11 protein-coding genes are annotated in these 14,517 nt (G+C 64.0%); 8 read left to right on the forward strand and 3 right to left on the reverse strand.

Going from position 1 to position 14,517, the window contains the following annotated elements; all coding sequences use genetic code 11:
* Window positions 1-161 precede the first annotated feature (161 nt).
* A complete protein-coding gene (locus tag IB236_RS19965; protein WP_192421908.1) occupies window positions 162-3,044 on the forward strand; it encodes an EAL domain-containing protein in 2,883 nt (960 codons plus the stop codon).
* A 229-nt stretch (window positions 3,045-3,273) separates the two neighbouring features.
* On the opposite strand, the gene IB236_RS19970 is transcribed toward IB236_RS19965, so the two are convergent.
* From IB236_RS19970 to IB236_RS19980, 3 genes are all read right to left on the reverse strand, one after another.
* On the reverse strand, window positions 3,274-4,032 hold the full coding sequence (locus IB236_RS19970) for a 3-hydroxyacyl-CoA dehydrogenase (protein WP_015014461.1): 759 nt from the start codon (window positions 4,030-4,032) through the stop codon (window positions 3,274-3,276).
* Window positions 4,033-4,152: 120 nt separating this feature from the next.
* Entirely contained in the window at window positions 4,153-5,205 is a 1,053-nt protein-coding gene (locus tag IB236_RS19975; RefSeq protein WP_056746389.1) for an extracellular solute-binding protein, read from the reverse strand.
* A gap of 382 nt (window positions 5,206-5,587) precedes the next feature.
* Window positions 5,588-6,136, reverse strand: coding sequence for a phasin family protein (locus IB236_RS19980; protein WP_056063715.1), 549 nt, complete (start codon window positions 6,134-6,136; stop codon window positions 5,588-5,590).
* Between the two features lie 199 nt (window positions 6,137-6,335).
* Between IB236_RS19980 and IB236_RS19985 the strand changes: the two genes are divergently transcribed.
* From IB236_RS19985 to IB236_RS20015, 7 genes are all read left to right on the forward strand, one after another.
* Entirely contained in the window at window positions 6,336-7,268 is a 933-nt protein-coding gene (locus IB236_RS19985) for a histone deacetylase (protein WP_192421909.1), read from the forward strand.
* Window positions 7,265-7,747: a thioesterase family protein gene (locus IB236_RS19990; RefSeq protein WP_192421910.1), complete on the forward strand. Its 483-nt coding sequence runs from the start codon at window positions 7,265-7,267 to the stop codon at window positions 7,745-7,747. Before IB236_RS19985 ends, IB236_RS19990 begins: the two co-directional genes overlap by 4 nt.
* A 252-nt stretch (window positions 7,748-7,999) precedes the next feature.
* The gene (gene pncB, locus IB236_RS19995) at window positions 8,000-9,220 is read left to right on the forward strand and encodes a nicotinate phosphoribosyltransferase (RefSeq protein WP_056063706.1); all 1,221 of its coding nucleotides are present in this window, start codon (window positions 8,000-8,002) and stop codon (window positions 9,218-9,220) included.
* 66 nt (window positions 9,221-9,286) lie between these two features.
* Window positions 9,287-10,699 (forward strand): sodium:proton antiporter, encoded by a 1,413-nt coding sequence (locus tag IB236_RS20000; RefSeq protein WP_192421911.1) that lies wholly within the window; start codon window positions 9,287-9,289, stop codon window positions 10,697-10,699.
* Window positions 10,700-10,716: 17 nt separating this feature from the next.
* Window positions 10,717-11,700 (forward strand): D-glycerate dehydrogenase, encoded by a 984-nt coding sequence (locus IB236_RS20005; protein WP_192421912.1) that lies wholly within the window; start codon window positions 10,717-10,719, stop codon window positions 11,698-11,700.
* A 75-nt stretch (window positions 11,701-11,775) separates the two neighbouring features.
* On the forward strand, window positions 11,776-13,323 hold the full coding sequence (rmuC, locus tag IB236_RS20010; RefSeq protein WP_192421913.1) for a DNA recombination protein RmuC: 1,548 nt from the start codon (window positions 11,776-11,778) through the stop codon (window positions 13,321-13,323).
* The gene (locus IB236_RS20015; protein WP_192421914.1) at window positions 13,320-14,486 is read left to right on the forward strand and encodes an MFS transporter; all 1,167 of its coding nucleotides are present in this window, start codon (window positions 13,320-13,322) and stop codon (window positions 14,484-14,486) included. Before rmuC ends, IB236_RS20015 begins: the two co-directional genes overlap by 4 nt.
* The last annotated feature ends 31 nt before the right edge of the window (window positions 14,487-14,517 follow it).

Consider the following 14,517-nt stretch of genomic DNA (forward strand, 5'->3'; position numbering starts at 1 on the left):
TTTTGATACGCCCTGCGCTGGCAGGCCGTGCAAGCAGCGTGAGACAGGGGCCGCTACTGGGATTCGACCTGTTACAAGTGGTGGGGCCTGTGCAAGAATCGTCGGTACCCGGCCACGCCGCCATGCCGCTCAGGCGGTCCTCACAGATCCATCCAGCGCCCATGAACCTTATTCGGCTGCAGATCCACCCACAGCACCTGGCCAGCTTCAAAGCCGTGGCGCCGGTGCTTTCCCTGTTAACCGGTGGGGTGATCGCAGCGTGGGTCTATTTTTCGGTGGCCAGCCCACAGCGGGTGGGGCATTACCTCACGTTGCACCAAGTGCTGGAGACGCTGTCCATTGCAGTGTCTGCCCTGGTGTTTGCGGTGGGGTGGAAGGCGCACAGTCTCAATCCGCAGCGCAACGTGCTCATCCTGGCCTGCGGCTTCCTGGGCGTGGCGATCCTGGATTTTTCGCACATGCTGTCATTCGCCGGCATGCCCGACTACATCACGCCCAACTCGGTAGCCAAAGGCATCAATTTCTGGTTGCCCGCCAGATACCTGGGGGCGCTGACGCTCCTGGCTGCGGTGACGCTGCACTGGCGCGTGCCTGGCGATGCGGCCGCACCCGGCCCTGGCAGATTTGTGGTGCTGACGCTGGTATTGGCTGCAGTGGCCGCCATTCATGCTGTTGTGTTCTGGTTTCCTCAGTGGTACCCGCAAACCTACGACGCCCAGGGGCTCACGCGGTTCAAGATCGCCTCCGAGTACGGCGTGGTGGCCTTGTATGCAGCATCGCTGGGCGTGCTGCTGCACTGGGGGCGGGAGCGTGCCGCCTTTGATGTGGCAAGACTCTTCGCGGCCGTGTGGGTGATGGCCCTGAGCGAGTTCTTCTTCACGTTCTACATCATCGCTACCGATCCATTCAATCTGCTGGGCCACATATACAAGGTGGTGGGGTACTACTACCTCTACCGGGCCATCTTTGTGGGCACCATCGAGGCGCCGTATCGGGTGCTCAAGCAGTCCGACAAAGCCATGCGCGCTGTGCTGGATGCAGTGCCCGACCTGATGTTCGAAGTGACCCGCGATGGCCACTACGTGCAGATCCATACGCGCCAGCCCGAGCTGTTGCTGATGCCAGCCAGCGAGGTGGTGGGCCGCTCTATCCACGACATCTTGCCCCCAGCGGCCGCAGCGGTAGCCCAAGCTGCGATCAATACGGCGGCTGAACAGGGCCTGGCCCGTGACTTCCAGTACGCGCTGGACTTGCCCGATGGCAAGCACTGGTTTGAGTTGTCCGTGGCGCGCAAGGTGATGGACGATGAAGCGGACGATCACTTTGTGGTGCTGTCGCGTGACATCACGCAGCGCGTTCAGACACTCGATACTTTGCGCAAGCTACGCCATGCCGTGGAGCAGGCGCCCAATTCCATCTTCATTGCGGGCGCTGATGGCAACATCGAATACGTGAACCCTGCGTTCACCGCCACGACGGGCTACAGCCCCGAGGAGGCGATAGGCCGCAACCCGCGCCTGCTCAGCGCAGGGGCCACGCCAGCCAGCGTGTATGCCGACCTGTGGGCGCATTTGACGTCAGGCCGTCCGTGGCGCGGCGAGTTCGTGAACCGGCGCAAGGGCGGAGGCGAATACAACGAGTCCGCCATCATTTCGCCACTGCACGACGAGCAGGGCCGCATCACCCATTACCTAGCCGTGCAGGAAGACGTGACGGAACGTCGGCGTGACGAGGAGCGCATCCGCAAGCTGATCAACTTTGATGCGCTGACAGGCTTGCCCAACCGCACGATGTTCGCCTCCCGTTTCAGCCAGGCCCTTGCACTGACCCAACGCAGCGGCCATCAGCTTGCCTTGTTGTATCTGGACCTGGACCACTTCAAGAACGTGAACGACTCGCTGGGTCACCAGGTGGGCGATGGGTTGCTGATCGAGATTGCGCACCGCTTGCAGTCGGTGGTGCGCGACGAGGACACGGTGTCCCGACAGGGCGGGGACGAGTTTGTCATTGTGCTGCCGCTCACCGATGCCCAGCAGGCAGCCCACGTGGCCGACGAGCTGCAGGCACAGGTGCGCCGCATCTGCAAGCTGGAGCACCACGAGCTGGTGGTCACGTCATCGATCGGTATTGCGATGTACCCCGAAGATGGTGGTGACTTTGAAACCCTGGCGCAGCGCGCCGACGCAGCCATGTTCCGCGCCAAAGAGTCGGGGCGCGACACCTACCGGTTCTTCTCGGCGGACATGCAGGCACGGTCGCTCAGGGTGTTGCACATCGAGAACGCTCTGCGCAGCGCCCTGGTGCAGGGCCAGCTGACGCTGCACTACCAGCCGCAAATCCGGCTGAAGGACCGTCAACTGGTGGGAGTGGAGGCCCTGCTGCGCTGGACCCACCCCGAGCTGGGCGCCGTCAGCCCGGCCGAGTTCATACCGGTCGCCGAGAGCAGCGGCCAGATTCTGGGCATCGGTGAATGGGTGCTGCGCACTGCGCTGGCCCAGGCCCGGCAATGGCGCGATGCTGGGCACACCGAGCTGGTGGTGGCGGTGAACCTGTCGATGGTGCAGTTTCGCCATCCGGGTCTGGTGGACATGGTGGGCCGGGCGCTGGCCGACAGCGGGGTGCCGTCGCAAATGCTGGAGCTGGAGCTGACCGAGAGCATCGCCATGGATGCGCCCGAGCAGGTGATTGCCATCGTGCGGCAGCTGTATGACCTGGGTGTTCAGCTGTCCATTGACGACTTTGGGACCGGGTACTCATCGTTCAGCTATATCCAGCGCCTGAAGGTACACAAGCTCAAGATCGACCAGTCGTTTGTGCGTCATTTGGGCGACGACCCCAGCGCGCCCCACATCGTGCGGGCCATCATTGGTCTGGCGCAAAGCCTGGGCCTGGAAACCATTGCCGAGGGCGTGGAGACGGCTGCGCAGCGTGACGTGCTTTGGGGACTGGGCTGCGACACCGGGCAGGGCTACCACTTCAGCCGTCCCGTGCCAGCTGCCGACTTGGAGGGGCTTCTCACCCAAGGCCACGCAGTCTTGGGTTGAGGAGGCGGGAGACCGAGGTAAGCCACCGCCACAACGAAACCGCCGCGTTGTGAGCGCGGCGGTCGGGTGGGCATCAGCAAAGTGTTTGGCTCTCAGGAGTCCTGCGGCCTTTCCGGGCCCCTTGTGGACGACTTTTTGTGCCAAACAGGCACCATGCGCTAGAGGAATATGCCTGAGGTGCTATTGAAAGAGTAGCATTCAGACATGCCTCTTTAACTCAATCCCCAGCTCAGCGTGGTGCCAGGCGAATGGCACCGTCCAGACGGATCACCTCGCCATTGAGCATGTCGTTTTCGAGGATGTGGCGCACCAGCTTGGCGTAGTCCTGGGGGGTGCCTAGGCGGCTGGGGAAGGGCACGCCCGCGGCCAGCGCGTCCTGCACTTCCTGCGGCATGCCAAACAGCATGGGGGTGCCGAAGATGCCGGGGGCAATGGTCATGTTGCGGATGCCGTTGCGCGCCAGGTCACGGGCAATCGGCAGGGTCATGCCGACCACGCCGCCCTTGGAGGCTGCGTAGGCGGCCTGGCCGATCTGGCCGTCATACGCGGCCACGCTGGCCGTGGAGATCAGCACGCCACGTTCGCCGGTGGATTCCGGCTCGTTCTTGCTCATGGCCTCGGCGGCCAGGCGGATCATGTTGAAGCTGCCGATCAGGTTGACCGTGATGGTCTTGCTGAACAAGGCCAGCGCATGCGCACCGTTCTTGCCCACCGTCTTCTCGGCGGGGGCGATGCCGGCGCAGTTCACCAGGCCCACCAGTTTGCCCAGCGACACGGCCTTGGCCACCACGGCCTGGCCGTCTGCCTCGTTGCTCACATCGCATTTCACGAACGCGCCGCCGATTTCCTTGGCCACGGCTTCGCCTTTTTCTGCCTGCATGTCGGCAATGACCACGGTGCCGCCCTGGGCGGCCAGCATGCGTGCCGTGCCTTCGCCCAGGCCCGAAGCGCCGCCGGTGACGATGAATACCTTGCCTTGGATGTCCATGGTTGTCTCCAGTAAGTGACGTTAACGTAAACGTCAATTATGGCGCATCTCCTCACCGTGCTGAACGCGAAAAAAAGCCCGGACCAGGCCGGGCTTGTGGTGGATGAGGGCAGGGGCAGCTTACTGGAAGCCCACGCGGTCCAACATCTGCTGCACCTTGGTCGTGTTGGCGCCCACCGCGCTGATCGGGATGGTCTCGCTCTTGAAAGGCTTGCCGCCGGTCATGGCCTTGAGGGCCGGGTTGTCCAGTGCCACGCCCTTGGCAGCAGGCCACTCGTTGTTGCCGTTTGCAAAATAGTTCTGTGCCTCGGGGCTGGCCAGATATTCAAGGAACTTGATGGCGTTGGCCTGGTTCTTGGAGTGCTTGGCCACCGCGCCGCCAGCGATGTTCAGGTGCGTGCCCCAGGATTCCTGGTTGGGGAACACCACGCCCACCTTGTTGACCACAGCCACGTCTTCGGGCTTGTTGGAGCGCATCATGCGCGCCAGGTAGTAGGTGTTGGTCACTGCAATGTCGCACTCACCTGCAGCCACGGCCTTGATCTGGTCGGTGTCGCCGCCCTTGGGGGGGCGGGCCAGGTTGGCCACCATGCCCTTGAGCCAGGCTTCGGCCTTCTGCTCGCCCATGTGTTCCGTCACAGCGCCGAACAGGCTCAGGTTGTAGGGGTGCGAGCCAGAGCGGATGCACAGCTTGCCCTTGTTCTTGGGGTCACCCAGTTCTTCGTAGGTGTCCACATCGGCCTTCTGCATCTTGACCTTGTTGTAGACGATGACGCGCGCGCGGGTGGACAGGCCAAACCACGAGATGCCGCCGTCCGCTGCCGGCTGGCTGCGCAGATTAGCGGGGATGGCATCGTTCAGCACCTTGGACTGTATGGGCTGAAACAGGCCATCGACCTCGCCCTTGTACAGGCGGGCTGCGTCCACCAGAAGGATCACGTCGGCGGGCGAGGCGGTGCCTTCGGCCTTCAGCCGGGCCAGGATGCCGGCATCGTCCGCGTCCACGCGGTTGATCTTGATGCCCGTGGCCTTGGTAAAGCCGGTGTACAGCGCTTCGTCGGTGGAGTAGTGGCGGGCCGAGTAGAGGTTGACCACTTGTTCCTGGGCGTGCACGGCGCCTGCAGCGGCGGCCAGGGCACAAGCGCTCAGCAAGGCTTTCACAGTCTTCGACATGGGTTGCGTCTTTCGGGGTTGAAACTGCGTCAATGATAAAGCAAACGCGAATTATTCTTGATCAATGTCTTGCGCAAAGGCCGGATTTCGGGTCCGGGTTTGAGGTGGCGCAAGGGCCGCATGCCGTGGATGCCGGACCACCATAAAAAGATCGGTTCGCCGCGCGGGCCCGTTCTCACGTTTGCGGCCTGTGGGTGGTCAGGCCAAAAAAAAGCCCGGTCGTAAAACCGGGCTTTAAAAGGATCCTTGAAACGGGGGTTTCGAGAGGATCCAAGGAGACAACTGAGGCGCTGTAGACAAGGTCAGCAGCGCATAGGTTGAATTATCAGGGTATTCCCTGAACACGGCCTAGAGGTTGCACTCCAGACCGCAGGTAGGGCGATTAACGCTTGCGGGGAGCGGCCGTCTTGGCAGCGTTGGCAGCGGTGTTGGCCACGGCGTTGAAGTTGGCTTCAGCCACATCAGACGCTTGCTTCACAGCCTTTTGTACCGACTCAAACGCGTTGTTGGCGGCAGACACGGCGCTCTTCATCACGGCCACAGCGGTTTCGGAACCGGCGGGGGCGTTCTTGGCGGCGCTGTCCACCAGGTTGGTGAAAGCCTTCTGTGCGTCGGTGGCCTGGGCTTCGAAAGCCTTGCCGAACTCAGCGCCCGTGCCCGAAGCGATGTCGTACAGGTGACGGCTGTAAGCGGCGGTCTTTTCAGCCAGGGGCTGGAACAGGCCAGCTTGCAGGGCCAGCAGTTCTTGTGCGTCCTTCACGCCCAGCACGGCTTGCGTGTGGTTGGCGGCTTCGGACAGGGCAGCGCGCGAAGCGGTCACGTTCAGTTCGACCAGCTTTTCCACGCCTTCGAAAGCCTTGGTGGTCAAGCCAAACAGGGTTTCGATGTTGGCCTTGTGGGATGCCAGGATTTGTTCTGCGGTCAGCGACATGTCATATCTCCTAAAAATGAGGGCCCAGGGGGCCGGGTGGTTCACAGACATCTGCGCTGACCTTGACCTGTTGGGTCATGTTGCAGTGCAGCATGGGTTGAATTTTAGGGACTTGCAGCGCTATTGCAAGGGCTTTTTGTTGCACTGCAGCAAATTAGACACGATCACCCAGAAATCCCCGGCTTGCCACAATTGCGTCATGCACGCCTACTACGCCGACCACTTCGTGTTGCCTTTGCCGGATGGTCACCGCTTCCCCATGGCCAAGTACCGCATGCTGCGCGACCGGATCGCCCAGCACCTGCCTGACGTGCTGTTGAAAGAAGCCCTGCCAGCATCGGATGAGGCACTGGTGCGGGTGCACAGCCCGCAGTACATCGGCGCCATCGCTCATGGCACGCTGGTGCCTGCCGCGCAGCGGGAGATCGGGTTTCCCTGGAGTCCTGCCATGGCAGAGCGCGCTCGCCGCTCGGTGGGCGCTACTCTGGCGGCCACCCGCGCCGCCTGGCGCGAGGGTGTGGCCGGCAACCTGGCTGGTGGCACCCACCACTCGTATGCCGACAAGGGCAGTGGCTTTTGTGTGTTCAACGATGTGGCGGTGGCTGCCCGGCAGGCACAGGCCGATCACCTGAACGATGGATCGGGCTGGCCGCTGCAGGTGGCGGTCATCGACCTGGATGTGCACCAGGGCAATGGCACGGCCCATATCTTTCAGGGCGACGACAGCGTGTTCACCCTGTCGCTGCATGGTGCACGCAACTTTCCTTTTCGCAAGGAGCCGAGTGACCTGGACGTGGAACTGCCAGACGGATGCGCTGACGACGACTACCTGCACGCCCTGGACCAGGCCCTGGAGGCGCTGGACCATCGCTGCAAACCGGACCTGGTGTTTTATCTCGCGGGGGCCGACCCCCACGTGGGCGACCGCCTGGGTCGTCTCGCCGTCACCCACGATGGGCTGGAGGCACGCGACCGGCGCGTGTTTGACTGGGCCTGGCAGCGGCGCATTCCCACGGTGTTCGCGATGGCGGGCGGCTACGGCAACGACCTGGAGGACACACTGCAGGCGCAGCTCACCACCTGGCGCGTGGCCTGGCAGTACCACCAGCGCTGGCAGAATGTGCGGCCATGACCTCTGCCGCCAGCCCCTCTCCCGTCGCTTCTTCCGCACCGGTCCGCCCGGCTCCGCAGCCGCGCAGCGCCTACCCCGTGTTCCGCCCCATCACCACACGCTGGGCCGACAACGATGTGTATGGCCATGTGAACAACGTCGTGTACTACAGCTGGTTTGACACGGCGGTGAACGCCCACCTGATCGACCAGGGCGTGCTGGACATCCATGCGGGCCAGACCATCGGCCTGGTCATCGAGACCCAATGCAATTACTTCGCGCCGCTGGCGTTCCCGCAGACGGTGGAGGCGGGCATCCGCGTGGCACGGCTGGGCGGCTCCAGTGTGCGTTACGAGGTGGGCCTGTTTGCGCAGGGCGAGCCGCTGACGGCGGCTGCGGGGCACTTCATCCATGTGTACGTGGACCGCGAAACCCGCCGCCCGGTGGCCGTGCCAGACGCATTGCGCAACGTGCTGCAGGCGCTGGTCATGCCCGGTTGACGGGTCGTTGATTGGCGGCTGATCAGTGGCTGCAAACCGTAGCTACTGATTTGATAGCGTCAGGCGCAGCTGCAATGTGCGCCTGGGCCCTGAACAGCTTGAATGCACAGCGGCGGCTGAACACTGGCTGACGCCGCCCGCAGCGCCGCGCACCGGGCGCCGTGATGGCCTACACTTTGCGGCTTTATTGTCCGGTCTGCGGCCGGAGCATCGCGTGCCCAGCGTGCGCGGTTTCTGAGGCGTGCCCTGTCCATGATCATCACCAGCCTGCTCGACACCGACCTGTACAAGTTCACCATGATGCAGGTGGTGCTGCATCAGTTTCCCGGGGCGCAGGTCGAGTACAAGTTCAAGTGCCGCAACCCCGGCGTGCAGCTGGCGCCGTTTGCCAACGAGATCCGCGACGAGATCCGTTCGTTGTGCAGCCTGCAGTTTCAGGATGCCGAGCTGGCCTACCTGCGATCGCTGCGATTCATCAAGAGCGACTTCGTGGACTTTCTGGGCCTGTTCAAGCTCAACGAGAAGTACATCACCGTGGTGCCCCAGCACAACGGTGAAATCGACATCACCATCCGCGGGCCCTGGCTGCACACGATCCTGTTCGAGATCCCGGTGCTGGCCATCATCAACGAGGTGTACTTTCGCAACACGCAGAAGGTGCCCGACTTTCCGGAAGGCCGCCGCCGTCTCGATGCCAAGATTGCGCTGCTGCAGGGCGAGGGCCTGTCCGACCTCAAGATTGCCGACTACGGCACGCGCCGCCGCTTCTCGCGCGCCTGGCACGAGGAAGTGCTGCGCGTGCTGGTGGCACGCCTCGGCACCGGGGACCGCCGCCCAGGTGCGCCCGCAGGTCCCGGGCAGTTTGCGGGCACCAGCAACGTGCTTTACGCGATGAAGCTGGGCGTGACCCCCCTGGGCACCATGGCGCACGAATATCTGCAGGCCTGCCAGGCGCTGGGCCCGCGGCTGCGCGATAGCCAGGTGTTTGGCTTCGAGATGTGGGCCAAGGAATACCGGGGTGACCTGGGCATTGCGCTGTCGGACGTGTACGGCATGAGCGCCTTCCTGCGCGACTTCGACCTGTACTTCTGCAAGCTGTTCGACGGTGCCCGCCATGACAGCGGCGACCCGTTTGCCTGGGGTGAACGCTTGCTGGACCACTACCGCAAGAACCGCGTGGACCCGCTGACCAAGACGCTGATCTTCAGCGATGCGCTCACCATCCCGCGCACCATCGAGCTGTACCAGCAGTTCCGGGGTCGCTGCCAGCTCGCGTTTGGTATCGGCACCAACCTGACCAACGACCTCGGTAGTCCGCCAGCCCACGAGCCTTTGCAGGTCGTCATCAAGATGACGCGCTGCAATGACCAGCCTGTGGCCAAGCTGTCAGACACGCCCGGCAAGGGCATGTGCGATGACGAGAAGTACCTGGCCTACCTGCGCCAGGTGTTTGATATCCCTTCGCCGGTGTGACCGTGCCCCGCAGGTGCCATGGCCCTGCGTCCCCTGATTTTTAGCAATGAGACGGAGACAAGAACCATGAAATTTTCGCGCGGGCTGGCAGTGGCCGGCCTACTGGCGGCGTTGCCGGGACTGGCACTGGCGGCCGATATTGATGGCAGTGCGTTGTCAGTGCTGTGGGGCGTGCCCTTTGCCGGCATTCTGCTGTCGATTGCCTTGATGCCGTTGTTGGCGCCCATCTTCTGGCACCACCACTTCGGCAAGGTTGCTGCCGGCTGGGCGCTGGCTTTCCTGGTGCCGTTTGCGCTGGTGTTTGGACCGGGCGCAGCGGGCGCAAGTTTTGTCCACGCGCTGGTGGCCGAATACATTCCGTTCGTCATCCTGCTCACCGCGCTGTTCACCGTGGCGGGGGGCATCTACATCAGGGGCAACCTGCATGGCAGCCCGGCGCTCAACACGGCCATCCTCGCCATTGGCGCGGTGCTCGCCAGCGTCATGGGCACCACGGGGGCGTCGATGCTGCTCATCCGCCCGTTGATCCGCGCCAATGACAACCGCAAGCACACAGCGCATGTGGTGGTGTTTTTCATCTTCATCGTGTCCAACGCCGGGGGCTCGCTCACGCCCTTGGGTGACCCACCGCTGTTCCTGGGCTTCCTGAAGGGGGTGGACTTCTTCTGGACGGTGAGCCACATCTTCCCCGAGACCCTCTTTTTGGTGGGCTCGCTGCTGGCCATCTTCTTCGTGATGGATTCCTGGTACTACCACCGGCGCGAAGAGGTGCTCAGGGCCGACCCCACGCCCGACACCAAAGCCATCGGCTTTGACGGTAAGGCCAACTTTGCGCTGCTGGGCGTGGTGGTGGTGCTGGTGCTGCTCAGCGGCCTGTGGAAGTCGCAGGTGGCGTTCACCATCGCCGGGGCCGAGGTGGGCCTGCCCGGCATCGTGCGGGACGTGGGCCTGATCATCGTGGCGCTGGTGTCCCTGCGCATAACGCCCAAGCAGGTGCATGAAGACAACCAGTTCAGCTGGGGCCCCATGCAGGAGGTGGCCAAGCTGTTTGCGGGCATCTTCCTCACCATCATCCCGGTGATCGCGATGCTCAAGGCGGGCGTCAATGGCCCCTTTGGTGCCGTGGTGTCCGCCGTCACGCGGCCGGACGGAACACCTGACCCCGCCATGTACTTCTGGGCGTCCGGGCTGCTCAGCTCCTTCCTCGACAACGCGCCGACCTACCTGGTCTTCTTCAACACCGCCGGGGGCGACCCGGCCGTGCTGATGACCACCCTGGCCCCCACGCTGGCCGCCATCTCGGCGGGCTCGGTGTTCATGGGTGCCAACAGCTACATCGGCAATGCGCCCAACATGATGGTCAAGGCCATTGCCGAAGACCGCGGCGTGAAGATGCCCAGCTTCTTCGGCTACATGCTGTGGTCGGGGGGCATTCTGGTGCCGCTCTTTATCGTCATGACTTTCATCTGGTTCCGTTGACAGGAGTTTTGAGCGCTATGAGCAAACCCCGCATCCTGGTCGCCCGCGCGATCTTTCCTGACATCGTGGACCGCCTGCGCGAGCACTTTGACGTGGAGGCCAACCCCGACGACGTGATCTGGACCCCGCAAGAGTTGGCTGCGCGCCTGGCCGACAAGGACGGGGTGCTGACCACCGGCAGCCAGCGCATCGATGCCACACTGCTGGCCGCTGCGCCGCGCCTCAAGGTCTGCGCCAACATGGCCGTGGGCTACAACAACTTTGACGTGGATGCCATGACCGCCGCGGGTGTGTTGGGCACCAACACGCCCGATGTGCTCACCGAGACCACCGCCGACTTCGGCTTTGCATTGCTGATGGCCACGGCCCGCCGCATGACCGAGAGCGAGCATTACCTGCGTGCCGGGAAGTGGACCAAGTGGAGCTACGACATGTTCGCGGGCAGCGACATCCACGGCAGCACGCTGGGCATCATCGGCATGGGCCGCATCGGGCAGGGCATTGCCAAGCGCGGCGCGCACGGCTTTGGCATGAAGGTGGTCTACCACAACCGTTCGCGCCTGTCGGCCGAGCTGGAGGCCGAATGCAAGGCCACCTACGTGGGCAAGGACGAGTTGCTGCGCACCGCAGACCATGTGGTGCTGGTGGTGCCCTACACGCCCGCGTCGCACCACACCATCGGCGCGGCCGAGCTGGCGTTGATGAAGCCCACGGCGACGCTCGTCAACATTGCGCGTGGCGGCATCGTGGATGATGCCGCGCTGGCTGTGGCCCTGCGCGAGCGTCGCATTGCGGCGGCGGGGCTGGATGTGTTTGAGGGTGAACCCAGCGTGCACCCCGACCTGCTGACCGTGCCCAACGTGGTGCTCACGCCGCACATTGCCAGCGCCACGGTGCCGACCCGGCGCGCCATGGCCAACCTGGCGGCGGATAACCTGATTGCCTTCTTTGACGGGCGGGGGCCGCTCACGCCGGTGAATCAGCCCGCCACCCTGCGTTGATGCGGGATTTTGGGTCCAATCGACCGGATGCGCTAGTCAATCATGCGCTGATAGCTATCAAAAATATAGTAAACCTTGGCCACTGACACACTTGTTCTCCTGGCGGCGCTGGCACTGGCGCTGGTCCTTCTGGTGGTGCTGTTGCTGCGCCGTCCCCGCGTGGATCTGCCACCCGAGTGGCTGGCACGCCTGCAGTCGCTGGAGCAAACCACACAGGCGACGCAGATTGCGGTGGCCAAGAATGATGGCGCGCTGGACGGCATGGGGCAGCAGCTGCGTGGTTTTACCCAGACCACGCAGTCCACGCTGGAGACACTGCGCCACGCCGTGGACGAACGCCTGGCCCAGGCCGTGGCCGAATCCCGCAACGGCCGCGCCGAGCTGTTGGCTGCCTTTGGCGTATTCGAGGCGCGGCTGGAGCAGCGCCTCACGGCCCTGGATGCGGCCACACGCCTCACGCTCGATTCGCTCAAGGGGGATACCCAATCGCAGCTGGGAGTGATGTCGCAAGCGCTCAAGGACCAGCTCGAAGCCAACGGCTTTCAGATCAAGAACCAGTTTGCGGTGCTGCAAGACGCCGTGTCGCAGCAGCTCACCGGGCTGGTGCAGGGCAGCCAGCACAACGCCGAGCAGCTGCGCACCGCGCTCAACGAGCGCCTGGCCGCCATCCAGGCCGACAACGCCACCAAGCTCGAAGAAATGCGCCGCACGGTGGACGAAAAGCTGCATGCCACGCTGGAGCAGCGCCTTGGCGAATCGTTCAAGCTGGTGAGCGACCGGCTCGAACAAGTGCACAAGGGCCTGGGCGAAATGCAGACCCTGGCAGGCAGCGTGGGCGACTTGAAGCGCGTGATGACCAACGTGAAGTCGCGCGGCACCTGGGGCGAAATGCAGCTCGGCGCCATCATCGACAACGTGCTCACGCCCGACCAGTTTGCGCGCAACGTCAAGACCGTGCCGGGCAGCGATGAGCTGGTGGAGTTTGCGATCCGCCTGCCCGGCAAGAGCGACGAGCACCCTGTGTGGCTGCCCATCGACTCCAAGTACCCCGTGGAACAGTACCAGCGCCTGCTGGACGCGCAGGACGCGGCCGACAAGGCAGCCATTCAGTCGGCAGGCAATGCGTTCGAGACGTCGATCAAGCTGGAGGCCAAGAAGATCTTTGCCAAGTATGTGTCGCCCCCACATACCACCGACTTCGCCGTGCTCTACCTGCCCACCGAGGGCCTGTTTGCCGAAGTCATGCGCCGCCCCGGCCTGGTCGAATCCGTGCAGAACGAGTGCCGCGTGATGATCACCGGCCCGGCCAACCTGGCCGCCATGCTCAACAGCCTGCAAATGGGCTTCAAGACACTGGCGATTGAAAAGCGCTCGTCCGAGGTGTGGAGCCTCTTGGGCATGGTCAAGACCGAGTTCGCCAAGTTTGGCGACGTGGTCGAGGCCACCAAAAAGTCCATTGACGCCGCAGCCAAGAAGTTTGACGAGGTAGGTGTGCGCACCCGCGCCATCCAGCGCAAGCTGCGGGATGTGCAGGACCTGCCTGCGCCCGACACAGCCGTGCCGCTGGCAGGGGCCAGTTCATCGGCATTGCCCGGTTTGGATTCCGAGGACGACCTGCCGTGAACTGGGCCCTGGCGCGCCTGATTGCGGGGCAGATCTGCGTGCACGCCTGCATGGCGGGCATGCGACTGGCGGCGCCACTGCTGGCGCTGCGCGAGGGCCACAGTGCAGCAGCCGTGGGGGTGTTGCTGGCATTGTTCGCACTCACGCAGGTTTTTCTGGCCTTGCCCGCAGGGCGCTATGCGGACCGGCACGGCTTGAAGCGCCCCGTGGGCTACGCGGTGGCCCTTGCATCGGCAGGGGCTGCGCTGGCGCTGGTGTTCCCCGTCTTTCCGGTGTTGTGTGTGGCTGCGTTGATGACCGGTGGCGCCACCGGAGCCGCCACCATTGCACTGCAGCGCCACGTGGGGCGCGCTGCGCACGACGCCACGCAGCTCAAGCAAGTGTTCAGCTGGCTGGCCATCGGGCCTGCGGTGTCCAACTTCATCGGGCCTTTCTGCGCGGGGCTCATGATCGACAACGCGGGCAGTGCGGCGGGCAGCACCGAGGGCTATCGCGCCGCCTTTGCCCTGATGGCGGTGTTGCCCCTGCTCACCTGGTTCTGGGTGCGAGACACGGTAGAGCTGCCGCCCGTGATTGCCGCCGCGGGCGGCCCCCCGCAGCGCGCGTGGGACCTGATGAACGAACCTCCGTTTCGCCGCTTGCTGCTGGTCAACTGGATCTTGTCCTCGTGCTGGGACGTGCACACCTTCGTGGTCCCGCTGCTGGGGCACGAGCGGGGCCTGTCAGCGTCCGTCATTGGCTCCATCCTGGGGGCGTTTGCGATTGCCGCTGCCGTCATCCGCGTGCTCATGCCCATCGTGGCAGAGCGCCTGCGCGAACGGGTGGTGGTGGCGGGCGCCATGGTCGCTACGGCCATGCTGTTTGGCGTCTACCCGCTGCTGCACAGCGCGCTGGCCATGGGCGCGTGTTCGGTGCTGCTCGGGTTTGCACTGGGCTCGGTACAGCCCATGGTGATGAGCCTGCTGCACCAGATCACGCCGCCGGCCCGCCATGGCGAAGCACTGGGCCTGCGGCTCATGGCCATCAACGCATCCAGCGTGCTCATGCCCATGCTGTTTGGCTCTGCGGGGGCCGTGATTGGGGTGGGAGGGCTGTTCTGGGTGGTGGGTTGCGCTGTGGGGCTAGGCTCTCGCCAGGCCTGGCTGATGGGGCGCAACCCATGAAGAGAGCCCTGCGGGGTAGGTAGGTGCTTCA

The sequence above is a fragment of the Acidovorax sp. ACV02 genome (assembly GCF_014851475.1).
GTDB classification, from domain to species: Bacteria; Pseudomonadota; Gammaproteobacteria; order Burkholderiales; family Burkholderiaceae_C; genus Acidovorax; species Acidovorax delafieldii.